The organism is Pantoea sp. RIT413 (assembly GCF_003057675.2).
Classification (GTDB): domain Bacteria; phylum Pseudomonadota; class Gammaproteobacteria; order Enterobacterales; family Enterobacteriaceae; genus Pantoea; species Pantoea eucrina.
This window is the reverse complement of record NZ_QBJB02000002.1, coordinates 25073-48207: the sequence shown is the minus strand read 5'-3', so window position 1 is coordinate 48207 and position 23135 is coordinate 25073. Positions and strand designations below refer to the sequence as shown.

Annotated in this window: 19 protein-coding genes; 7 read left to right on the top strand and 12 right to left on the bottom strand. The window is 57.8% G+C overall.

Annotated features, from left to right (window positions below; genetic code table 11):
- Nucleotides 1-52 precede the first annotated feature (52 nt).
- Genes arnF through arnB form a run of 7 tightly spaced genes read right to left on the bottom strand, consistent with a single transcriptional unit; the run spans nucleotide 53 to nucleotide 7403 of the window.
- Complete coding sequence (gene arnF, locus DBY66_RS03880; RefSeq protein WP_108569863.1) at nucleotides 53-427, bottom strand: 4-amino-4-deoxy-L-arabinose-phosphoundecaprenol flippase subunit ArnF; 375 nt, start codon at nucleotides 425-427, stop codon at nucleotides 53-55.
- Nucleotides 424-750, bottom strand: coding sequence for a 4-amino-4-deoxy-L-arabinose-phosphoundecaprenol flippase subunit ArnE (gene arnE, locus DBY66_RS03875; RefSeq protein WP_040113474.1), 327 nt, complete (start codon nucleotides 748-750; stop codon nucleotides 424-426). Before arnE ends, arnF begins: the two co-directional genes overlap by 4 nt.
- Nucleotides 747-2402, bottom strand: a complete 1656-nt coding sequence (gene arnT, locus DBY66_RS03870; protein ID WP_108569864.1) for a lipid IV(A) 4-amino-4-deoxy-L-arabinosyltransferase — start codon at nucleotides 2400-2402, stop codon at nucleotides 747-749. Before arnT ends, arnE begins: the two co-directional genes overlap by 4 nt.
- 13 nt (nucleotides 2403-2415) lie before the next feature.
- A complete protein-coding gene (arnD, locus tag DBY66_RS03865; protein ID WP_108569865.1) occupies nucleotides 2416-3306 on the bottom strand; it encodes a 4-deoxy-4-formamido-L-arabinose-phosphoundecaprenol deformylase in 891 nt (296 codons plus the stop codon).
- A complete protein-coding gene (gene arnA / locus DBY66_RS03860) occupies nucleotides 3303-5282 on the bottom strand; it encodes a bifunctional UDP-4-amino-4-deoxy-L-arabinose formyltransferase/UDP-glucuronic acid oxidase ArnA (RefSeq protein WP_108569866.1) in 1980 nt (659 codons plus the stop codon). The genes arnD and arnA overlap by 4 nt, the downstream gene beginning before the upstream one ends.
- Entirely contained in the window at nucleotides 5279-6265 is a 987-nt protein-coding gene (gene arnC, locus DBY66_RS03855; protein ID WP_108569867.1) for an undecaprenyl-phosphate 4-deoxy-4-formamido-L-arabinose transferase, read from the bottom strand. The genes arnA and arnC overlap by 4 nt, the downstream gene beginning before the upstream one ends.
- Nucleotides 6255-7403 carry a UDP-4-amino-4-deoxy-L-arabinose aminotransferase gene (gene arnB, locus DBY66_RS03850; RefSeq protein ID WP_071668320.1) on the bottom strand — a complete coding sequence of 383 codons (1149 nt, stop codon included), beginning with the start codon at nucleotides 7401-7403 and terminating at the stop codon, nucleotides 6255-6257. The genes arnC and arnB overlap by 11 nt, the downstream gene beginning before the upstream one ends.
- Before the next feature lie 461 nt (nucleotides 7404-7864).
- Here arnB and DBY66_RS03845 point away from each other — a divergent pair, with 461 nt between their 5' ends.
- The 3 genes from DBY66_RS03845 (at nucleotide 7865) to DBY66_RS03835 (ending at nucleotide 11695) form a co-directional block, all read left to right on the top strand.
- Nucleotides 7865-8620 carry an A24 family peptidase gene (locus tag DBY66_RS03845; RefSeq protein ID WP_108569868.1) on the top strand — a complete coding sequence of 252 codons (756 nt, stop codon included), beginning with the start codon at nucleotides 7865-7867 and terminating at the stop codon, nucleotides 8618-8620.
- 213 nt (nucleotides 8621-8833) lie between these two features.
- Entirely contained in the window at nucleotides 8834-10216 is a 1383-nt protein-coding gene (locus DBY66_RS03840) for a diaminobutyrate--2-oxoglutarate transaminase (RefSeq protein WP_108569902.1), read from the top strand.
- A 12-nt stretch (nucleotides 10217-10228) separates the two neighbouring features.
- Nucleotides 10229-11695, top strand: a complete 1467-nt coding sequence (locus DBY66_RS03835; protein WP_040113468.1) for an aspartate aminotransferase family protein — start codon at nucleotides 10229-10231, stop codon at nucleotides 11693-11695.
- Nucleotides 11696-11744: 49 nt separating this feature from the next.
- Here the strand turns inward: DBY66_RS03835 and DBY66_RS03830 are convergent, their stop codons facing one another.
- Complete coding sequence (locus DBY66_RS03830) at nucleotides 11745-13259, bottom strand: PLP-dependent aminotransferase family protein (protein WP_175540448.1); 1515 nt, start codon at nucleotides 13257-13259, stop codon at nucleotides 11745-11747.
- A 109-nt stretch (nucleotides 13260-13368) separates the two neighbouring features.
- Here DBY66_RS03830 and gabT point away from each other — a divergent pair, with 109 nt between their 5' ends.
- Nucleotides 13369-14625, top strand: a complete 1257-nt coding sequence (gabT, locus tag DBY66_RS03825) for a 4-aminobutyrate--2-oxoglutarate transaminase (protein ID WP_104085669.1) — start codon at nucleotides 13369-13371, stop codon at nucleotides 14623-14625.
- 101 nt (nucleotides 14626-14726) lie between these two features.
- Nucleotides 14727-16121, top strand: a complete 1395-nt coding sequence (gabP, locus tag DBY66_RS03820; RefSeq protein WP_071668316.1) for a GABA permease — start codon at nucleotides 14727-14729, stop codon at nucleotides 16119-16121.
- 29 nt (nucleotides 16122-16150) lie between these two features.
- On the opposite strand, the gene DBY66_RS03815 is transcribed toward gabP, so the two are convergent.
- Nucleotides 16151-16471 carry a hypothetical protein gene (locus tag DBY66_RS03815; RefSeq protein ID WP_040113465.1) on the bottom strand — a complete coding sequence of 107 codons (321 nt, stop codon included), beginning with the start codon at nucleotides 16469-16471 and terminating at the stop codon, nucleotides 16151-16153.
- A gap of 114 nt (nucleotides 16472-16585) precedes the next feature.
- Here DBY66_RS03815 and DBY66_RS03810 point away from each other — a divergent pair, with 114 nt between their 5' ends.
- Both DBY66_RS03810 and DBY66_RS03805 read left to right on the top strand, forming a co-directional pair.
- On the top strand, nucleotides 16586-17914 hold the full coding sequence (locus tag DBY66_RS03810; protein ID WP_304598652.1) for a glycoside hydrolase family 10 protein: 1329 nt from the start codon (nucleotides 16586-16588) through the stop codon (nucleotides 17912-17914).
- 51 nt (nucleotides 17915-17965) lie between these two features.
- Nucleotides 17966-18652 carry an RluA family pseudouridine synthase gene (locus DBY66_RS03805; protein ID WP_108569870.1) on the top strand — a complete coding sequence of 229 codons (687 nt, stop codon included), beginning with the start codon at nucleotides 17966-17968 and terminating at the stop codon, nucleotides 18650-18652.
- 12 nt (nucleotides 18653-18664) lie between these two features.
- Here DBY66_RS03805 and DBY66_RS03800 read toward each other — a convergent pair whose 3' ends face one another.
- The 3 genes from DBY66_RS03800 to DBY66_RS03790 all read right to left on the bottom strand — a co-directional run bounded on the left by DBY66_RS03800 (nucleotide 18665) and on the right by DBY66_RS03790 (nucleotide 22641).
- Nucleotides 18665-19195 (bottom strand): DUF2058 domain-containing protein, encoded by a 531-nt coding sequence (locus DBY66_RS03800; RefSeq protein ID WP_094112280.1) that lies wholly within the window; start codon nucleotides 19193-19195, stop codon nucleotides 18665-18667.
- 115 nt (nucleotides 19196-19310) lie between these two features.
- Nucleotides 19311-21293, bottom strand: coding sequence for an autotransporter domain-containing protein (locus tag DBY66_RS03795; RefSeq protein WP_108569871.1), 1983 nt, complete (start codon nucleotides 21291-21293; stop codon nucleotides 19311-19313).
- Nucleotides 21294-21513: 220 nt separating this feature from the next.
- Nucleotides 21514-22641 carry an acyltransferase family protein gene (locus DBY66_RS03790; RefSeq protein ID WP_108569872.1) on the bottom strand — a complete coding sequence of 376 codons (1128 nt, stop codon included), beginning with the start codon at nucleotides 22639-22641 and terminating at the stop codon, nucleotides 21514-21516.
- Between the last annotated feature and the right edge of the window lie 494 nt (nucleotides 22642-23135).

The window sequence follows — 23135 nt, the reverse complement described above, 5'->3', positions numbered from 1 at the left end:
TGCTTCTTTGAGTGATTTACATCAGCCCCGTATCGTGCTGACTAAGCGCATATCAGCAGTCCTGTTTTTTACCGCGCGGCAGCGATACCACCAGCAGACCCGCCACAATCAGTACTACGCCCGCCAGACTGCTCCAGCGAAAAGGCTCATGAAACCACGGCAGAACGACAGCAGCCAGCCAGACCAGTACGTAGCTCAGACTGAGTAGCGGATAGAGCTGACTGAGCGGCTGATAGCGCAGCGCGGCAAGCCAGCAGAGCATCGATAACCCGTAGGCTGCAAGGCCGGCGCAGAGCATCAGCACAGGGCGTGCGCCGCCCTGCAGCAGCGCACTGAACGCGGGAAACTCCATCATCGCGCTGCGCAGCATCAGCTGCGCCAGCGTCACCAGCGCGACGCTTACGAGCGCCAGCCCTGTACCTTTCATAGCTGACTCCCCATCAGCGCCACCCCCGCGACAATCAGCAGCGTGCCCAGCCACTGCTGCAGCGTACAGGCTTCGCGCCAGATCAGGCGTGCGGCTGCCGCCACCAGCACAAAGTTAAGGCTGAGCATCGGATAGGCCTGGCTGACCGGCACACTGCGCAATACCAGCAGCCAGAGCAGCATCGCCGCCCCCAGCAGCAGCAGGCTGAGCGCGACCCAGAGCGCCATGCGCCTGCCGCCTGACGCCATCAGCGCGGCCTGCTTCTGACAGAGCTGGGCTGCACAGCTGAGCAGGCTGACCAGAACAATCAGCAGCAGATTCATGGCGCGCGACGGTAGCTGTAATAAACCAGCCGTCCCTGCTGCCAGACATCATCCGGCACCGGCAGCATCGCATCCGGCGTTTTCTGCCCGGCATCCAGCATCAGTACCAGCGCGACACCACCCTCTCTGCGATGGACGCGCAGCCAGTCGGCAAACTCCGCTCCGGCAACGTAGCGCTTTCGGGCATCGGCATAGCTGAGACCATACTCCAGCTCGCCTTTGCTGCTGTAAAAAAAGATATCGCTGCGTTTGAGCTGCCAGGCGATCGCCGAGGCGACGCCGGGATTATCCGCCAGGATAAAGCGGCTCTGCGCAAGCCGCTCCTCTATGTGGCGAACAAAGTTCTGCGGTTGTTTGGCGTCCCGTATCCGGTCGGGAATAGCAAATCCCACCAGCAGCGCCAGCGCCAGCGGGCAGAGCGCTGCCAGCTGCCAGCGCCCGGTGCGCAGGCTGACACCTGCTGCCAGCGCCCAGCCGGTAAAAGCGAGCGCAGCCAGAGTCGCACGCAGCTTCTCGTCGCTGCTGTAGAGCGGCCGGTGAGCCAGCCCCCACGGTGCCAGTACGCTTATCACCGCCAGCGCGGTCAGCGCGCCAAACAGCAGGTTGATCCAGCCGTTAAACCGCAGCGCGGTGTTTAAGCGTGCGCTGTTTCCTGATGCATAACCTGCTATCAGCAGGCTCAGCGGAGCAAAACAGGGCAGGATATAGGTTGGCAGCTTGCCTTTTGCAATACTGAAAAACAGCAGCGGCAGCAGGACCCAGCTCAGTAAATAAAACACGCCTGCCTGCTGGCGACGCTGCTGCCAGCCGCTTATCAGCGTGCCGGGCAGCAGCCCCAGCCAGGGCAGCGTGCCCGCAACCAGCACCGGCAGGTAATACCAGAAAGGCGCTTTGTGCTGCGCGTTTTCTTCAGCAAAACGCTGAATATGCTCAACCCAGAAAAAGTAGTGCCAGAAATCTCCCGCCTGCTGCGCTATCGCCAGCGCCCACGGCAGGCTCAGCAGTACTGCGGTCAGCAGCGCCAGCGGCCCCCAGCGTAGCAGTTCCGTGAAGCGGCGCTGCCACACCATCCACGGCACAATCGCCAGCACCGGAACCGCGAGCGCCAGGAAGCCTTTGGTCATAAACCCCATGGCGCAGGACGCACCCAGCAGCAGATAGCCGGAGAAGCGCTGCCGGAATGTGCATGCCTGAGCCGCGTACCAGAAGCTGCACATCGCTCCCGTCAGCCACAGCAGCAGAACAGGGTCCAGCACCGCATAAGTGCCGACTCCGTAAACCAGCAGCGAGGTCAGAAAAACGGTGCTGGCCAGCAGGGCGACGTTGCGGCTGGCAAACATCCGGCATCCCAGCCAGAAAATCAGCAGGCCGCTGCATAGCGTGCTGAACAGCGCGCCGGCGCGGACGCCAAAATTAGTGTGTCCGAACAGCAGCTGGCCCAGATTATTTATCCAGTAGCCGGCGACAGGTTTTTCAAAATAGCGCAAATCAAAAAAGTGCGGCACAACCCAGTTGCCGCTGACAATCATCTCGCGGCTGATCTCTGCATAACGCAGCTCATCGGGCTGCCACAGATCGCGAAACGGAACCGGCAGCAGATAATAGAGCGCAAACAGCATCAGCAGCAGCGTAATTTTGGTGCCTGTACGCATCAGAACTCCCTGATTAGTTTTCTGCCTGATAGCCCAGCCACCCTTCCCGACCCGCAATCCGGCCGCGTATCACAGGCGCGCGCGGCAGAGTGGAGAGATCGGCAGGCAGAAGCTCGCTGAGCGGACAGAACTGAATACCGGCCTGCCGGGCGCGATCGAGCAGGTTGCTAAAGGCGTCGCGCGCGGCGATCCCCTCAACTTCGGCATGAATGGTGTAAACCGCGGTGCCCGCAGCGTGCTGCATGCGCTCAAGGATAAAATCGTTGAAGCGCGCAGCACTCACCTGTTGCCCCACCACTTCATCCCAGGTAGGCAGCGTGACCGGGATCTGTACTGTGCCTTCTGTACCGTCCGGTAGCAGCGGGATAAACGGGCCGCTGCCGCGGCAGTCGCTGTTGTACCGAAAATGGAAAGGTTCTTTTGCAGCAATAATCCGGCTGTCTGCCCGCCAGCCGGCAACGGCTGAACAAGTGACGGCGTCACCTGTCAGCGCTTCCAGCATCTGCCTGCCCCGCCCGATCTCCTGCGCCAGCCGCTGTTCTGACCAGACGCCCGCCCAGGTCTGCCAGGCGAAGTGATCCCAGGCGTGCAGGCCAACCTCATGATGATCGGCGGTGGCGCGGATAATGTCCGCCTGGCCGCGTCCGATGTGGCGTCCTGGCCAGGCGGTACCGGCCAGCAGAATATCCCAGCCATAGAGCGATGCCGCCCGCGAGCGCACCATTTTGTGAAAAAAGTGCGGCTTAAGCAGGCGCCAGATATGGCGCCCCATATTGTCCGGCCCGACGCTGAAAAAGAAGCTCGCCTGCAGCTGATGCAGGCTGAACTGTTCCAGCAGTGCCGGGACGCCCAGCCGGGTGCCGCGCCAGGTATCAACATCGACCCGCAGCCCCACTTTTTTCATGGCTTCTCCTGCAGTTCAACAGTGCGCAGAAAGAAATCAAGGGTGTTATCGATGGTGGTATCCATATCCACATCCGGTGCCCAGTTCAGCAGCCGGCGCGCATTTTTTATCGAGGGCTTGCGATGCTCCACATCCTGATACCCTTTGCCGTAGTAGCTGCTGCTTTCTACTTCGCGGAACCCGGCAAACGGCGGAAAACGGTCGCGCAGCGGATGGCGCTCAAAGCTTGCCAGCAGATGCTCCGCCAGCTCACGAATACTGGCTTCATTTTCAGGATTACCAATATTGATGATCTGCCCGTCACAGTTACCGTTGCGGTTTTCAATGATGCGAAACAGCGCCTCAATGCCGTCACGGATATCGGTAAAGCAGCGCTTCTGCGCCCCGCCATCCACCAGTTTGATGGGCGATCCCTCTACCAGATTGAGGATCAGCTGCGTAATGGCGCGCGAGCTGCCAATGCGTGCAGCATTGAGGTTATCCAGCCGGGGGCCCATCCAGTTAAAGGGGCGGAACAGCGTAAAGCGCAGGCCCTCTTTTTCACCATAGGCCCAGATCACCCGATCGAGCAGCTGTTTGGAAACCGAGTAGATCCAGCGCTGCTTGTTAATCGGACCGACCACCAGGTTAGAGCTATCCTCATCAAAATGCCGATCGGTACACATGCCGTACACTTCAGAGGTAGAAGGGAAGATGATGCGTTTTTTATATTTAACGCAGTCGCGAATGATTTTCAGGTTCTCTTCAAAATCGAGTTCAAATACGCGCAGCGGGTTACGGGTGTACTCAATCGGCGTAGCAATCGCCACCAGCGGCAGCACCACGTCACACTTCTTGATGTGATACTCAATCCATTCAGAATGAATGCTGATGTCGCCCTCAACAAAGTGGAAACGCGGCTCGTTCAGAAAACGGCTTATCGCATCAGAGCCGATATCCAGCCCGTAAACCTCAAAATTATCATCCTGCAGCAGGCGTTCAGTCAGATGATTGCCGATAAAGCCGTTCACCCCGAGGATCAGCACCCGCGTGCGGCGTTTAACAGCCGCCACCGGCTCAGAGTAAAGCAGCGCGCCGGGCACCAGCCCCAGGCTCTGCGCCAGCTGGCTGCCATTCATAAACACGCCGTTGTCACACTGGCCGGTGATAATTTCCAGTGCGCCCTGGCCGCAGGCGACCTGCAGCGGATCGACAGAGAGTATGGTCCCGGCTCTGGCATCCGGCGTGCCGGCGTGCACACGTCCTTTCCACACCATAAACTTCACCGTACCGGCAAAGGCAAAAGCACCGGGCCACGGCCAGGTTACCGCGCGCACCAGATTATTCACCTGCTGCGCACTCTGCTCCCACCGGATACGTCCATCTTCCGGCGTGCGGCGTCCGACCCGGGTTGCCAGCCGCTCATCCTGCGGCCGGGCTACAATCTCGCCGCGCTTCAGCGCTGGCAGCGTACCTTCCAGCAGCTGCGTAGCACAGGCGACCAGCTTACGGTGCAGCGTCAGCGCGTCATCCTGCTCATCGATCGCCACCCTTTCCTGCGTGACAATGTCACCGGCATCGGCCCGCTTAACCATGCGATGCAGCGTCACGCCGGTTTCCGTTTCGCCATTAACCAGCACCCAGTTAAGCGGTGCGCGTCCGCGATAGGCGGGCAGCAGCGAGCCGTGCAGATTAAACGCGCCGCGTGCCGCACATTCCAAAATAGCGTCGCTCAGCATGGCGCGGTAATAAAAGGAGAAAATATAGTCAGGCTGCAAGGCGCGGATGCGTTCAATCCATAACGGGTGATTGATCTCTTCAGGCGCATGCACCGGAATGCCGCGCTCAGCGGCGAGGCGCGCGACGGAATCAAAAAAATGGCTCTCTGCGCCGGTGTCGGTGTGCGTAAAGATCGCCGCAATCTCAAAACCCGCTTTCAGCAGCGCGTTGATTCCTGCGCAACCCATTTCCGCATAGGCAAAAACAACTGTTTTCATGGTTTGATTTCCTGAACCTGAGGAGTTTCCTGCTGCGGGTGGATCACCCGCTGAATGAAATAGCGCGGCCGCGCGCGTACATCGTTGTAGATACGCCCGATGTATTCGCCCAGCAGGCCCATCCCGATAAACTGCGCGCCGACAAAAATGAACAGCACTGCAAACAGCATAAACAGACCGTCGCCGGCCCAGCCGGCGCCAAAAAACAGGCGCAAGATCACCAGCACTATCGAAAAGGCAAAGCCCGCCAGCGCAATCAGGCTGCCAGCAATACTCAGCAGGCGCAGCGGCGTCGTGGTCAGACAGGTCACCAGGTCATACATCAGATTGATAAGCTTCATGACGCTGTATCTGGAATCGCCAAACTCGCGTTCAGCGTGTGCGACCGGCAGTTCGATAGTGCGGCGGGCAAAGGTATTGGCCAGTATGGGAATAAAGGTGCTGCGTTCATGGCAGTTCAGCATGGCGTCAACAATATGCCGGCGATAGGCGCGCAGCATGCAGCCATAGTCGCCCATCGCTTTGCCGGTCACGCGCTGGATCAGCTGATTGATGGCGCGTGAGGCGCGTTTACGAAACCAGCTATCCTGCCGGTTCTGGCGTACTGTGCCCACCACGTCGTAACCCTGCTGCGCAGCTTTGACCAGCGCCGGGATCTCTTCGGGCGGGTTCTGCAGATCGGCGTCCAGCGTAATAATCAGGTCGCCCGATACATGGGCGAAGCCCGCCATAATCGCAGAGTGCTGACCATAGTTTCGGTTAAGCAGTACGCCGACGACGTGACTTCCTGGCATATCAGCGGCATCAGCGATCATCTGCGCCGAGCGGTCGCTGCTGCCGTCATCCACCAGCAGGATCTCAAAGCTCAGACCCAGCGTGCTACAGGCTGCGCTGGTGCGGCGTACCAGCTCCGGCAAACTCTCCTCTTCGTTATAGACCGGGATAACCACAGAGATTTTCTGAAGCGGTTTTTCATCCAGCATGGCGGCCTCCTGCCAGCGTACGCAGCGCGCCGATCACCCGGCTGACATCCTCATCCTGCATATCAGGAAACAGCGGGAGCGAACAGATACGTTCGCTGTTCCATTCCGTGTCAGGCAGGGAAAGATGCGGATAACGCTCGCGATAATATTTGTGCGTGTGCGCCGCGCGGAAGTGAAGTCCGGTGCCGATCTCCTCCGCTTTCAGCGCCTCCATCAGCGCATCGCGGCTGATGCCGCAGGTAGCTTCATCCACGCGAATGATAAACAGATGCCAGGCGTGCTGATGCGGCCAGTCCGGCTGTTTCAGCGGCAGAAAAGGCGTATCCGCCAGCGCCTGCAGGTAGCGCTGCGCAATCTCCCGGCGGCGCCGGTTGATAGCCTCAAGCTTACCGAGCTGAACCAGCGCAATAGCGGCATTGATATCGGGCAAATTGTATTTAAAACCGGGTTCTATCACCTCTGCCTGCGGTTTGCGCCCGTGCGTATTGCGATCCCAGGCATCCACCCCCAGGCCGTGAAACTTCAGGCTGCGCACCCGGTCGGCCAGTTCAGCATCATCCGTTACAACAACGCCGCCCTCGGCACAGGTGATATTTTTGATGGCGTGCAGTGAAAAGATCGCCGTGCCGCGCTGTCCGACATGCTGGCCGTTATAGTGGCAGCCGGTAGCGTGCGCGGCGTCCTCAATCACCGGAATGGCGTAGCGCTCACCCAGCGCGCAGATTGACGCCAGATCAACCGGCGCACCGGCGTAATGCACCGGAATAATCGCCCGGGTGCGTGGTGTGATCGCCGTTTCAATCTGCGGTGCCGTCACCATCAGCGTATGACGGTCGACATCAACCATAACCGGCGTGGCTCCCAGCAGCGTGATGATATTGAGCGTAGAGACCCACGTTAGCGAAGGGGTGATCACTTCATCTCCGGGCTGAATGCCCAGCGCCAGCAGCGTAACGTGCAGGCCGGCAGTCGCTGAACTGACGGCAATGGCGTGCTGGTTTCCAGTCAATTCACAGAAAGCCTGCTCCAGCGCAGCATTTTTCGGGCCGGTGGTGATCCAGCCTGAAGCGAACACCGCACTGACGGCGGCCAGCTCTTCTTCGCCCAAAGCGGGACGCGAAAAGGGTAAGAAAGACATAAATCCACCTTATCAATTATGCTCTGACCACAATGCAGGAATAAACTCTGCACCTGTCACTCTGCGCAACTTCAACGCACTCTCAACGTGTTATAGTGAAAAACTGGTTAACATCACGCCCGTTCACTGGCTCAGCGCTGACATAGCCGATCGACTAAAACATTAGTGCACCTGCTATTTTTCCTGCGTAATCACCATAAGCAACAAAACTTAACGCAACATTAAATTTGCAGTGTTTACTCAGCCAACTTCTTCAGCGTTTAGGGTTGATTGATAATTGTGCAGAGCGCGGCATGACAAAAAGCAGGGCTGCCGTTGAGATTTTTACACGCTGATTTTTCTGGATGTGGCGCGCAATTTTTTCTGCAACTACCTGAAAATATTGATTTTAAATACCTCACTCGCCGGATATCAGGTAGGTTACTCGCAGATGAATTACGTCATGTGAGAAGGAGGAGAATATGATGCTGGTAATGGTGACGCTGCTGTCGCTGGCGACGGGCAGTTTTATTAACGTTGTGGTGTACCGGCTGCCACGACACATCGCCGGGGCGGCCACATTCACTTCCCTGCTGGCTCCCTCCTCCTGCTGCATACACTGTGAACGCGCCCTGCGCTGGTATGACATGATCCCGGTGCTGAGCTGGCTGCTGCTGCGCGGCCGGTGTCGCGATTGCTATGGCCCTATCAGCTGTCGTTATCCGGTTACTGAGGCCGCGACGTCGCTGATCGCCCTGCTGCTGATGCAGCTGCTGCCCGCGGACAGCCGCCTGATTGCCGCACTGCTGCTGGCATGGTCACTGCTGGCGCTTTCGCTTATCGATATGACGCATTTGCTGCTGCCGGATGCGATTACGCTGCCGCTGCTCTGGCTTGGCCTGCTACTGCATGCCGGTGATGCGATGCCCGGTACGCTTCGTGATGCCGTTACCGGCGCAGCGGCCGGGTATAGCGTGATTCGCTTTACCGGCTGGTGCTATCAGCTGCTGAGAAATCAGCCCGGCATCGGACTGGGGGATGCAAAATTAATGGCAGCGCTGGGTGCCTGGCTTGGCTGGACGTCGCTGCCGGCGCTGCTGCTTATCGCCTGCGGCAGCGCGCTGATTTTTGTGATCTTTATCAAACCCTGCTGTTTTCAGCGGCCAGACCGCCCTGTTCCGTTTGGTCCGTGGCTTTCACTGGCGGGTATAAGTCTCTTTATTCATTCAATAATTTAAAGCTGGCTATTTTAGCGGAGAAATAACAGCGGCCAGTTTCTGTCCAACGTTATGATTCGTATATGAAAAGAATAAACAATTCTACACAAAATTAATCATTGTGATGTGAGGCAAAAGGCTCTATATTGGCCGCGCTTTTTACATTACTGATACTTTTTTGTTCAATTAGTCAATCGGCCAGCCACTGCGAGCCCCGGTTGAAGGAGAGATATGATGACGGATAAAGTCCGTATTGATAATTTTGGTGCCAGCTCATTCAACGGAAACAACGACGCATTCTTAGCCCGTCAGGCTGAGTTTGAATCAAACGTCAGGAGTTACCCGCGCAAATTGCCTTTAGCTATCGCTAAAGCCAACGGCGTGTGGATTACGGATGTTGAGAATAAGCAATATCTTGACTGTCTGGCTGGCGCAGGGACGCTGGCACTTGGTCATAACCATCCTGATGTTCTGCAGAGCATCCAAAATGTCATTACCAGCGGCTTGCCGTTACATACTCTTGATCTGACCACACCGCTGAAAGATCAATTCTCTGAATCACTGCTTTCTCTGCTGCCTGGCCAGGGCAAAGAGTATTGCCTGCAGTTCACCGGCCCATCCGGTGCGGACGCCGTTGAAGCTGCGCTGAAGCTGGCGAAGAAAGTCACCGGCCGCAGCGGTATTATCAGCTTCTCAGGCGGCTATCACGGCATGACGCACGGCGCGCTCGCGGTGACCGGCAACCTGTCGCCAAAAGAAGCGGTTAACGGCATGATGCCGGAAGTGCAGTTTATGCCTTATCCGCACCAGTACCGCTGCCCGCTGGGTATCGGTGGCGACGCAGGCGTGAAAGCGCTGACCTACTACTTCGATAACCTGATCAATGACGTAGAAAGCGGCGTGCGCAAGCCGGCAGCCGTTATTCTGGAAGCGGTCCAGGGTGAAGGCGGCGTGAACCCGGCACCGGCAGAGTGGCTGCAGCGCATTCGCAAAGTCACGCAGGAGCACGGCATCCTGCTTATTCTGGATGAAGTTCAGGCAGGCTTTGCCCGCACCGGCAAATTCTTCGCCTTTGAACACGCCGGCATTGAGCCGGACATCATCGTGATGTCAAAAGCGGTTGGCGGTGGCCTGCCTCTCGCTGTGCTGGGCATTAAAAAGCAGTTTGATGCCTGGTCACCAGGACACCATACCGGTACTTTCCGCGGCAATCAGCTGGCGATGGCGACTGGTCTGGCTACCCTGAAAGTGCTGACCGAGCAGAATATTGCTGCCAAAGTTGCGGAACAGGGTGAATGGCTGAAAGCACAGCTGGCAGAGATGCAGCAGCGCTTCCCGGTTATCGGTCATATTCGCGGCATGGGCATGATGATCGGTATCGAAATCGTTAAGCCTGATGAGCCAGCCGATCACATGGGCAGCTTCCCGGCAGATGGCGAGCTTTCTGCGCTGCTGCAGAAGAAATGCTTCGAAGCGGGCCTGATTCTGGAGCGCGGCGGCCGTCACGGTTCTGTCCTGCGCCTGCTGCCGTCCCTGCTTATCACAAACGAAGAGCTGGCTGTATTCCTGGATAAATTTGAGCAGGCGCTGCTGGGCGCTGGCGTCAAACCTGTTTGACTGGAAAAGTAAATGAGTGAAGTGAACCCGATTCTGGCCGGCTCTGCGCAGAGCATTGAGGCGTATCAGCAGGCGATTGCCCAGAGCAGCGCCGCGGTTGTGCAGTGGCTGCAACAGCCTGAGATGTATCAGGGCAAAACGGTTGCCGAACTGCGCGAGCGAATTGCGCTTGACTTCAATCCTGACGGCCTGGGTAACCAGGCCGCGATTGAGCGCGCAATTGAGTATTTCCTGAAAGACAGCCTGTCAGTGCACCACCCGCAGTGTGTGGCGCATCTGCACTGCCCAAGCCTGGTGGTAAGCCAGGCCGCTGAAGTTCTGATCAACGCCACAAACCAGAGCATGGATTCCTGGGACCAGAGCCCATCAGCGACCATCATTGAGGTCAAACTCATTGAATGGCTGCGTGCTCAGGTGGGTTACGCTGCCGGCGACGCGGGCGTCTTTACCAGCGGCGGCACCCAGAGCAATCTGATGGGTCTGATGCTGGCGCGTGATGCCTTCTTTGCCCGCCAGGGACATTCGGTGCAGCAGGATGGCATCACCGGCGATCTGCGTAAGATGAAAGTGTTCTGCTCTGAAAATGCGCACTTCTCCGTACAAAAGAACATGGCGCTGCTCGGCCACGGCTATCAGTCAGTGGTTCAGGTGAAGTCGGATGACTTTGCGCGCATGGACGTCAACGATCTGCAGGCCAAACTGGCGCAGGCTGAAGCGAATGGCGAACAGGTACTGGCGATTGTTGCTACGGCGGGTACCACTGACGCAGGCGCTATCGATCCGCTGCGCGAAATTGCTGCCATTGCTGCTGAACGTAACATCTGGGTGCACGTGGATGCGGCATGGGGCGGCGCGCTGCTGCTGTCAGAGAAGTATCGCCACTATCTGGATGGCCTGGAAATGGTGGACTCCGTTACCCTGGACTTCCATAAGCAATATTTCCAGACCATCAGCTGCGGCGCATTTCTGCTGAAGGATGCGCGTCACTATGAACTGATGCGTTATCAGGCGGCTTACCTGAATTCTGAGTTTGATGAAGAGGCGGGCGTACCAAACCTGGTCTCTAAATCGCTGCAGACCACGCGTCGCTTCGATGCGCTGAAGCTGTGGATGGGTCTGGAAGCGCTGGGTCAGAAACAGTATGCGGCAATTATCGACCACGGCGTCACGCTGGCGCAGGAAGTGGCGCAGTATGTTGAAGCGACACCGCGCCTGGAGCTGGTGATGCAGCCGCAGCTGGCAAGCGTGCTGTTCCGCTATCGTCCGCAGCAGCTCACCGATATCGCGCAGATTGCCCTGTTTAATCAGCGCATCGGCGATGTGCTGCTGGAGTCGGGCCGCGCTAACGTAGGCGTGACCGAAAATCAGGGTGTGACCTGCCTGAAGCTGACGCTGCTGAATCCGACCGTGACGCTGGATGATATCAAGCTGCTGCTGGCTCTGGTGGAAAAAACCGCCGATCAGCTGCTGAGCGCCTGATTCTCCGGCTGACATCAGGCCGGCAACCTTCACGGGTTGCCGGCTTTTTTTATGCCAGATTTTCCGTGCCGCTGCCACGCGCGATCACGCCCGCCTCCAGCAGACAGCCTCTCAGCGCGCCAAACGCATCCTGACACTGACGCTCGTCAACGCAGGCATATCCCAGCAGTAAACCGCGTTTCTCCTGCGGATGCATATAATACTGCGACAGCGCACGCACCTTCACGCCGCGCCTGAGCGCCAGCGCAGCTATCGCCACGTCATCACACCCCTGCGGCAGCGGCAGTACCAGATGCAGACCCGCCTGATAGTTCACCGCAGGCATAAACGCCTCCCCAAGATAGCGGGAGATAAGCCCGGTCAGAAACTGCCGCCGCTGGCTGTAAAGCTTGCGCATGCGGCGGATATGCGCCATGTAATGCCCTTTCTGAATAAACTCTGCCAGCGCGCGCTGGATCAGCAGGTGACCGCCCCGGTATAGCTCCGCTGCCGCCAGCCGCAGCGGCTGTGCCAGCGCTTTTGGCACCACCAGATAGCCCAGCCGCAGCGCCGGATAGAGCGTTTTAGAGAACGTGCCCATATAGATAACCGGTGCATCCGCCTCAAAGCCCTGCAGCGACGGAAACGGCTGGCCGGAAAAACGAAATTCACTGTCGTAGTCATCTTCTACCAGCCAGCTTTTATGTTTTCGCGCAAAATCAAGCAGCTGCCTGCGACGCTCCAGGCTAAGATGTACGCCCAGCGGATACTGGTGTGACGGTGTCACAAATATCATTTTTGGCGGTTTACTGCGCGACGTCAGATCTGGAATGATGCCCTGCTCATCCACCGCTTTCGCCTGGATTTTAAGGCCGTTGATGCGCAGCAAATTACGCGTTCCCCAGTAGCCTGGCTCCTCGATCCAGACCGGATCCCCCGCGTCGCACAGCACGCGCGTCACCAGATCCACCGCCTGATGCACACCCTCGGTAATAATAATCTGGTCGGCGTCCGCCCGTACCGAACGCGCCACGCTGAGATACTCCGCCAGCGCCTGACGCAGCAGCGGACAGCCTCCGCTGCTGCTGTAGATCAGCCGCTCTATCTCCGGATCGCGGTTCAGCCGCGCCTGGATCTGACTGAACAGCTTATGCGGAAACTGACGCACATCGGGCGCGCCCGGAACAAATGCGCCCCACTGCCACGGTGAGGCGTTGGCGTGGCCGAGCAGGGTTGCCCCCCGTCGCGACAGCGCAGCAGGTTTTGTCAACGCGGCAGCAGGCTCAGGAACGCGCTGCGGGCTGTTCAGACACCCCTCAGGCAGCGTTTCAGCAATCCAGGTGCCGCTGCCGGTGCGCGCCGTGACGTATCCCTGCGCAATGAGATTTTCATAGACGTTCAGCACCGTATTACGCGATACCGCCAGCTCGCGTGCCAGATCGCGCGTGGCGGGCAGGCGCGAGGCGCGCGGGAAAATACCTTCAGCAATCGCCTGCTGCATGCAGATAAGCAGGCGCTGCTGCAGCGTGCCCTCTGCAACAAATTGCAGACGTTCCAGAACATGATCGGCATACAAACTCCGCAATTGGCTCCATCCTTTTTCGTTGAATTGGCTCTGGCAACCTGTGCCGCTGCAGGCATAAATAAGCGTGTTTGTCGTGATTTGTAAAGAAGCTTATCGCTAAGGAAAGGTTATGGAAGGTAAAAACAGCCAGCTGCAACAACGTAAAGATGACGCCCTGCCACGCGGCACCGGCAACCTGTGCCCGTGGTTTGTTGAGCAGGCGGAAAACGCCACGCTGCGCGACACTGAAGGTAATAGCTGGATCGACTTTGCCGGCGGTATTGCGGTTCTGAACACCGGCCATCGCCATCCGCGCGTCGTGCAGGCCATCAAAGATCAGTTAGAGAAGTTTACCCATACCGCTTTCCAGGTCACGCCTTATGAGAACTATGTTGCGCTGGCGGAACGCATTAACGATTTGGTTCCTATCGCCGGTAAAGTGAAAACCGCGTTTTTCAGCACCGGTGCTGAAGCGGTAGAGAATGCCGTTAAGGTTGCGCGCGCCGCCACGCGGCGTCACGGTATCATCACCTTTGGCAATGCGTTTCATGGCCGCACCTTTATGACCATGGCGATGACCGGCAAAGTGGCTCCCTATAAGCGCGACTTTGGCCCGATGCCCGCCTCCGTATTCCACGCCCGTTATCCAAACAGCGTCACCGGCATCACCACAGCAGATGCGCTGGCAAGTCTGGATGACCTCTTTACGCAGGATATCGCCCCGCAGGATGTGGCCGCGATCGTGCTGGAGCCGGTCCAGGGCGAAGGTGGCTTCCATATCGCCCCCCCTGAATTTATGACGCAGCTGCGCGCGCTGGCCGATCGGCACGGCATTCTGCTGATTGCTGATGAAGTACAAAGCGGATTTGGCCGCACCGGAAAAATCTTTGCCATGGAACACTATGGCGTGGAGCCGGACCTTATCACTATGGCAAAAAGCCTCGCCGGCGGTATGCCGCTCTCCGCCGTCAGCGGACGAGCAGAAATTATGGATGCGCCCGGTCCCGGCGGCCTGGGGGGAACCTATGCCGGTAACCCTCTCTCTATTGCGGCAGCGCACGCGGTGCTGGATGTCATCGCCGAAGAGCAGCTCTGCGAACGCTCCGTACAGCTTGGCGCTGCGCTGACCGAATTTCTGCAGGGAGTACGCGCCACGCAGCCTGCTATTACCGATATCCGCGCGCTGGGTTCCATGGTGGCCGTGGAGTTTGCTGATGCGCAGAGTGCACAGGCGCTGCAGCAGCAGGCGATGGCGCAGGGGCTGCTGCTGCTGACCTGCGGACCGCAGGGTAACGTCATCCGCTTCCTCTATCCGCTGACGATTCCGGACGCGCAGTTCCGTCAGGCGCTCGATATTCTCGGCGGTCTGCTCACTCCGCAGCGTTAAACCGCGCTGCACCTCAGGCCTGTCCGCTGCAGGCCTGACTTGTCCACCTTCACGCCAGGCGGCGCTGTACGTCGCCTGAGAGACGATTCGGAGAAAAAACTATGACTGCTCAGAATGCCGACGTACTGGCACCAGGCCTGAAGCCGCGCCACGTGAGGATGCTATCTATTGCCGGCGTTATCGGGGCCGGCCTGTTTGTCGGATCCGGTCACGCCATCGCCGAAGCGGGACCGGCGGTGCTGCTCGCCTATATTGCCGCCGGTACGCTGGTGGTGCTGATTATGCGCATGCTGGCTGAAATGGCCGTCGCCTCGCCTGATTCCGGCTCTTTTTCCACCTATGCTGATAAATCGCTGGGGCGCTGGGCCGGTTTTACCATCGGCTGGCTCTACTGGTGGTTCTGGGTGCTGGTGATCCCGCTTGAAGCTAACGCCGCAGGCACTATCCTGCACGGCTGGTTTCCGCAGGTAGACGTCTGGGAATATACCCTGGCGATTACGGCGTTTCTGACCATCAGTAATCTGTTCAGCGTGAAAAACTATGGCGAGTTTGAGTTCTGGTTTGCCCTGCTGAAGGTGGTGGCAATCGTCGGCTTCCTGGTCGCCGGTAGCCTGGCGGTATTTGGCCTGCTGCCCGGCAGCAATACGCAGGGGATCTCACATCTCTGGGATACCAAAGGCTTTATGCCAAACGGAATCAGCGCCGTACTGGCGGCTATTCTGACCACGATGTTCTCTTTCATGGGCACGGAGATTGTCACCATTGCCGCAGCGGAGTCGCGTGAACCGAAAAAGCAAATCACCCAGGCGACTAACTCCGTCATCTGGCGTATCGCGCTGTTTTATCTGCTGTCAATTTTCCTGGTAATTTCGCTGGTGCCGTGGAACAGTCCGGCGCTGATGAAGAACGGTTCTTATCAGACCGCTATGGAGATAATGAACATCCCGCACGCGCGTCTGATTGTCGATATTGTGGTACTGATTGCCGTCTGCAGCTGCCTGAACTCTGCGCTCTATACCGCCTCGCGTATGCTGTTTTCGCTGTCGCGCCGTCAGGATGCCCCCGCGGCCGCATCACGCACCACGCGCAGCGGTACGCCATGGGTTGCGGTATTGCTCTCAACCGCAGCGGCGTTTCTGGCGGTATTTGCCAACTACGTGGCACCCAGCGCCGTCTTTGAGTTCCTGCTGGCCAGCTCCGGAGCCATTGCGCTGCTGGTCTATCTGGTTATTGCAGCCTCTCACCTGGTGCTGCGTAAAAAGCGCGAGGCGCGTGGTGAGGTCCTGAGCTACCGCATGTGGCTCTTCCCGGGACTCACCTGGGCAACCATTGTGTTTATCATCGGCGTGTTGGGCTCCATGCTGTTTAATCAGCAGCATCGCCCGGAGATCATCGCAACCGCTATTCTGACGCTGCTGGTGCTGGCTGCCAGCCGGCTGGTACACCGCAAACGCGCGGCACGCCGCCACGCCAGAATGGTCGCCGTTCGTTCCTGAGTCACAGTGCCGGGCAGGGATGCCCGGTTTCAGTATACGTCGATGCTGATGGCTGACTCCGGCACATCAATTTTCACCACGCAGTGCGTCCAGACGGGCTGGCCCGGTGACAGTTCATGCTCAATGAAATAGTGCTGAAACGCTCTCAGCGCCTCCGTCAGGTCGCCTACGGCACGCGCATCAGGCTCAAACCAGTCAGGTTCGCCCTGCTCATCCAGATAGTTAAACTGATATTGTCCCCCCTCCTCATCAGCAAACAGTTCAGCCTGTACCGTCAGCTGACGTGCGTTCTCAGGCCCGCAGCTATAAATAATCTGTCCGATGCGGCGATAGAGATCTTCATATTGCATATTTTTATTCCCGCGCGTGGATGGCGACACTGCACCACCCGTTAAGGTTGACTTTCTGCCGCATGCCCTGACAATGGCAGCGCCAGTTTTAGCCGTTTATAAAGGGAGTTTACCATAGCCTGTTTATCGCGTTTTCATCTGACAGCGCTGCTGCGCACCGCTGCGCTGGCGCTGCTACTGGCAGGCTGTGCCGGTACCCCCCCGAAGTCGCTGGTGACGCCGCTGCCGCTGCCGCCCGCGGCAAAGCCGCCGGTAACGCCTGCTCCGGACGCCCGGCGCGTGCCGATGCGCGGCGTATGGCTCACCACCGTTTCGCGCCTCGACTGGCCGCCAGTGACATCGGTGACGGCTGCACCCGCTGAGCGTGTGCGTCTGCAGCAGGCGTCGCTTATCGCAAAACTGGACCAGTTAAAGCAGCTCGGGATCAACACAGTGTTTTTCCAGGTCAAGCCTGACGGTACCGCGCTCTGGTCCTCAAAGATCCTGCCGTGGTCCGATACCCTGACCGGCCATATCGGAGAGTATCCCGGCTACGATCCGCTGGCGTTTCTGCTGAAAGAAGCCCATCAGCGTGGCATAAAAGTGCACGCCTGGTTTAACCCCTATCGCGTCTCGACTAACGTCAAACCCGGCACCCTGCGCGAACTACAGCGTACGCTGGCGCAGCAGCCTGCCAGCGTCTATGTGCTGCATCCTGACTGGATCCGCACTGCCAGCGACCGGCTGGTACTGGACCCGGGTATTCCCGCCGCACGCGACTGGATCACCAGCATCGTGGCTGAAGTTGTTTCGCACTACGCCGTGGATGGCGTGCAGTTTGACGACTATTTCTACACGGAAACCGCGGCCTCTCTTCTGAATGACAGCGCGACTTTTCGGCAATATGGCGCCGGTTTTACCACTAAAGCTGACTGGCGGCGCAATAACACGCTACAGCTGATTGAACAGGTTTCCCGCACGATTAAAAAAGTGCGGCCCGGCGTGGCGTTTGGCGTCAGTCCGGCTGGCGTGTGGCGTAATCTCTCTCACGACCCGGCGGGTTCCGATACGCGCGGGGCAGCCGCCTACGACGAGGCCTACGCCGATACGCGCCTCTGGGTTCAGCGTGGTCTGCTGGATTATATCGCGCCGCAGCTTTACTGGCCGTTTGCCCGCGCAGCAGCGCGCTATGACGTGCTGACCCGCTGGTGGGCGGACGTGGTCCGTCCGACGCCGGTGCAGCTCTACATTGGCGTTGCGCTCTATAAAGTGGGCGTGGCGTCTAAAATGGAGCCCGACTGGACGCGTCAGAATGGGGTACCCGAACTGCAAAAGCAGATTGAGCTGAATGAGTCGCTGCCGGATGTGGATGGCACCATTCTCTTCCGGGAAGGGTATCTGTCGCAGCCGCAGACGCAGGAGGCCGTGCGCTATCTGCAGAACCGCTGGAAAAGCCGCGACTGACCCGCATCAATCCGCTATCATCAGCGCCCGTTAGCCCGATTAGGATGCGCTATGTCTGCTGATTTTGACGCGTTTATTGCACCGCCGTGCCATGAACAGATCGCGGTAGTCTGGCAGGATGAGCACCTGCTGGTGATAGGTAAGCCCGCCGGTCTGCTGAGCCTCTCCGGTAAGAATCCGCAAAATAACGATTCGGTGCATTACCGGCTGCTGCAGCGCTATCCCGGCTGTTCGCTGGTGCACCGGCTCGACTTTGGCACATCCGGCCTGATGATCATCGCCCGGAACAAAGCGATCAACGCTGCGCTCTCCGCGCAGTTCAGTACGCGCCGGGTGGGAAAAACCTATACCGCACTACTGTGCGGTCACCTGCCCGATGACGAAGGCGTGATAGATGCGCCGATAGCAAAGGATCCCGCGCACTTTCCGCTGATGTCGGTGTGCCCGGTGAAGGGTAAACCGGCGCGCTCGCGTTATCAGGTGACTGCACGCCTTTTCCCGCCTGAAGGGCCGCCGCTGACGCGGGTGATGCTGATGCCCGAAACCGGACGTACCCATCAGCTGCGTCTGCACTGCCAGCTGCTGGGTTACCCGATTCTGGGCTGCGACTTTTATGGTGGCCGGCAGTTGCCGGGAACAGAAAAGGCGCCGCGTCTGATGCTGCACGCCAGTGGGATCCGGTTTGTTCATCCGGTCAGCCAGCAGCCGCTGCATCTGCAGCTGCCGGCCCCGTTCTGAACGCCAGAGCGCTTACCACATCAGATCATCCGGCACTTTAAAATCAGCATATGGATCGTCCTCATCCTGCGCTTCCTGACTCAGCGCGCTGTTCAGCACAATCGCGCTGGCATCGCGCTGTGCAATTTTATCCGCCACGCTGGCCGGAATAATCGCGTAATCGCTTTTCTCCGTAACCAGCCGGGCAATCGCCAGACGCCCGTTGATAAGCTGCGTCTGCGTCGTTTTATCAACGGTAATTTTTTTAATCAGATTGTTGTCGGTGAAATTAAAATCGATATCACCCCGGCCAATGGTGATGCGGTTCATCTCAATGAGCTGCTTTACCTGCGCCTTATACTCTTTTTCCAGCACCGCCTGACGCTGCTGATCATTAAGCTGCTTATCACGCTCAAGCTGCGCTTTTTTATTCTCTTCAACGGCCTGTTTCGCTTCGCGCGCCTGCACGCGTGACTTTTTGGCCGTGCGCTGCACTTTTTCCATTTTTTTGCTGGAGACTAATCCGGCTTTGAGCATCTGCTCCTGAAGAGTAAGTTTGGTCATGTCCGATCCTGAATCTGTTGGCTAATCTGCCGGATTATACCTGTTATTCACCGGGCTGTACCGGCCAGCCGCATCCACGTGAGCGGATATCTGCAGCAGACGGCGCTCTCAGCGATCAGAAGGTGGCATTCATGCCTATATTCCATGTTATCTGCCGCCGATCGCTGTTGCCGCCGATCGCAGAAACGCCGGTAAACGCGCTGACGGCGTCAGTCAGCGGCACCGAGGCACCCGCTGCCGCCTCCAGCCAGCTATCATCGCCATTGCTAACCGTACGGGTAAAAGCCGTGCGCGTTGATTTTAGTCCACCGCGAACGCTGCTCTCAGCATCACCAAACTGACGGTTGTAGCTGATTTCCGCCCAGGGATTGACGGGCCACCGCGTGGTGTCGATACGCCAGCCGGCTGCGCCAGTCTGGGTATGCCGGGTCTGTTCGGAAAAACGCATTGCGGTACTGCTCTCTCCGTTTTCACGGTAGCCACCGGCGCGCGCGTAATCGAGAGCATAGCGCACAACCGGACCGGTAGAGAGATGTGCGGTCAGCGGGAAATCCCAGCCGCTCTGCACGCGAAAGCCCAGCAGTTTACCGCTGCTGTTTCCCTGTTCTGTACGGGTGGCCGGCCCGATTTGAACACGGCGCTCAATAGCGTCATAGCTGAGATCGCCGTAGTGCACGTCTGCGTTGATCCAGCCCTGCTCGAACAGCGTAAGCTGGCTGTAAAGCGCCACCAGATTGCCGCGCAGCTTGTATGAGTAACGATCGTCAGGATGCTGGCGCTGGTCGCTGCGTGACAGCACCAGACCCGCCTGCCAGCTATCGGTCAGCTGATATCCCATACCCAGCGTCAGGCTGGCCTGAGTGGCATCACCCGTAAGCAGATCGCTGCGGCGATAGTCAGCATGCTGCCCGGCGTAGCCACCAAACAGGCTAAACTCACCGGTACTCTGCGCCTGCTGACGCTGCTGCTGCAGATGTCCCTCCAGCGTATTTTGCATATCACGGGCCGCGCCTGCTGGCGCTGCGGTGAGCGATGAGACCAGCGCCGGTGCATCGAGAATCGAGCGGATATAATCGGCAATCATCGCATGTACCGCTGGCGAGGGGTGCAGCCGGTCAGCAAACAGAAAGCGCTGCGCCTCGCTGAAGCCTGGCGTGGCAGACGTACACTGGGCGGCGGATGTGCCTGGCGGGCAGGCCATACCGATGGTGTTGCTCAAACCATACCGCGCGGGGTCCGCGATCACTTCGCTGAGCAGGCCAGCGATATCAGCACGCACGATATTGCCTTTAAGCGCAGCCAGCCCCGCTTCCTCCTGCTGGTTAAATCCATCAGAGAGTGCCGTCACCTGCTCACTCAGCACCTGCCAGAGCGCGAACAGCTGCTGCGCCAGCGCATCGCGTACGGCAGGGATCGCAGAGACTTCTCCCGCCGCACGGCTGAATGCGGTCTGAATAGCCTGCTCGCGGGCAGCCTGACTCAGCACAGGCGTCGCGTTCAGCGACTGAAACGCCGCCTGCAGCGCTGAATCTGCCAGGGGGCCTGTCAGCTGCAGCACCGTCTCAATCATCAGCGGGGTTGTGCCAAGCTGCGGCACATTCGGCACGATTACCGTACCCGCACCTGCATCCAGCAGCGTTCGAACCTGTGCCGCCGCCGCGCTGGCGCTGGCTGCAACGGTTTGCGGCGCAGTCAGCGGATTTGCCAGCACCGCCGCCGCAATGTCATTGGCACCTGCCCAGTAAATATAGAGACCATTGCGCTCCGCGCGGCCGTTGTTACGCTGCAGCCAGCGCGCCAGCTGATCCTGCGTATTAAACGCCGGGTTAAGCGCCGGAACGGTCACGGCGCCGCCCTGAGCGTAGTTATTTCCGCCCTGCGATGAAGGGCGCAGCGACAGGCCAGAGTCTGCTGCCAGAATTTCGTCATAGAGGGGATGCTGTGCACCATCATACGTAAAGCGACCGACATTGCCGCCATCGCTCAGGCTATCGCCAAATACAGTCAGGCTATCCCAGGCGTAAGCAGGCGCTGAGGCAACAAGAGTGGCAGCAATGGCGCCGGCAAGCGCCAGGGGCGTAAAACAGGAATGAGGCATATCAGACTCCTGAAATACCCGATCGCCACGCTGGCGACGAGACGGGCGGACTACGCGTGCGGCTTATCCGCAGGCGGCGTGGTATTGCAGGAAAGGTGTAGACATTCAGAGAGGCATTTACCAGATTGTGACCGGGGATTTGCGGTATCCGTCAGAATAATCGGGTTCAGGGCGGTATAAAGCAGGGCCCGCCAGCAGGCGTGCTGACGGGCAAAACGGATTACATGCGGGCTTCGAGCGGCACCGGCACCTTCTTCGCTTTTGGCTTCAGGCCAAACATGAAAGAGGCAATGCGTGAACGTTTGATGAACCAGTAGCAGACGGCGCTCAGGCCGATACCGATAGCACAGTCAATCAGCACATACAGAACGGCATAGTTGGCAGGCAGCCAGTCATCAATAAGCCAGGAGAACGCAATCACCACCGGATAGTGCAGCAGATAGATGATCAGTGCTGAATCCACGATAGCGGTCAGTATGCGATTCTCTTTAACCTGGATTTTTTCAAAGGTGAACACCATCCAGTAAGAGAGCATGGCGGACAGCACGCTGCCCATCATTACCGGCACGTACTTCACCACGCCGCCGATATGATTATGCGCAACGTAGTAGCAGCCCGCCCAGACGACAGCCACCAGCGCGGCAATCAGCCAGTTATTCATCAGCTTACTGCTTGCGTAATGCGCAATCTTCTCGCGATTGATATAGAGCGCATAACCCGCCGTATAGTAGACCAGGAAGCGCGCCGTAATCGGGATTAGCTCGATAAATTCGCCACGCCCTTTTACCAGGAATTTCAGCACAAAACAGGCGTTACCCAGCACAACTAATAGCGCGATAAGCGCAGGCAGTGAGAGTTTGCCCAGCTGGCGCGCGCTCCACTGATAAAAACTGCCGGGTATGGCCAGTGACATAATGCTCAGCGACACCAGAAACCACAGGTGATGCATCATGGTGTAGCTGTTCAGCCAGCCTTCCGCCGAGTAGGGGCGGTCATTTATCTGTCCAGAGATAAAATACATCAGTGGCGGAATAAACAGATAGGCTGAAATAAGCGGAATAAATACGCGCTTGCGACGGTTCTCGGTAAAAAACTGCTGTCCTTTACGGAGAATAATGAGGGCGGAAAACATCCCTGATAAAAAGAAAAAGACTTCCATCCTGAAGGTATGAAACATGCTCAACAGCGCAGTAAATATCTCAGCGGGATCGCGCTGCGCCGTATAATACCAGGGATTCTCGCCGGGCAAACTTCTTGAGGCATGTAACAAGACACCTTCCAGAATTAGCCCGGCACGCAGCAGATCCAGACCGATATTTCGGCTGGACAAAAAGGATTGTGTTTTCACATCGCATACCTTGATGGGGATAGTGAGCGGAATATAGGGGAATCGTGGACGGGGTAATACCAGAAAATTCTGTATACATTCCTGTGACTAACGATTCGGAATTTCGCTATTGTGTAAAAATTGTAACTTTTTTACGGACCTGTTCAGTAAAGCAGCGTTATCTGTTTGAAAGTGTTAGAGAGTTAATGCTTTGAACCGGGTTAATGCCGCGCTGGCAGGCGGCCTTACTGACAAAGAAGCCCGGCTCCGCTAGCCTGAGCGCTTTTCCTACATCCTGACCTGACAGGTGAAAATCATAAAAATGGTTAGCGTGGTCATCCTGAGACTCCAGAGCAGTCCCCTGTCCCCCTCCTGAAATCAGGTCCAGAATATTTTATAGTCACTATGCACATCATGCTGATTAAACAAATAATTTCACAGCGTTATTACCAGAGTTTAAGAATTAACCTGATTTTGATTTTTCACTGATGCTTTAAGATTGTATGACCTGCGTC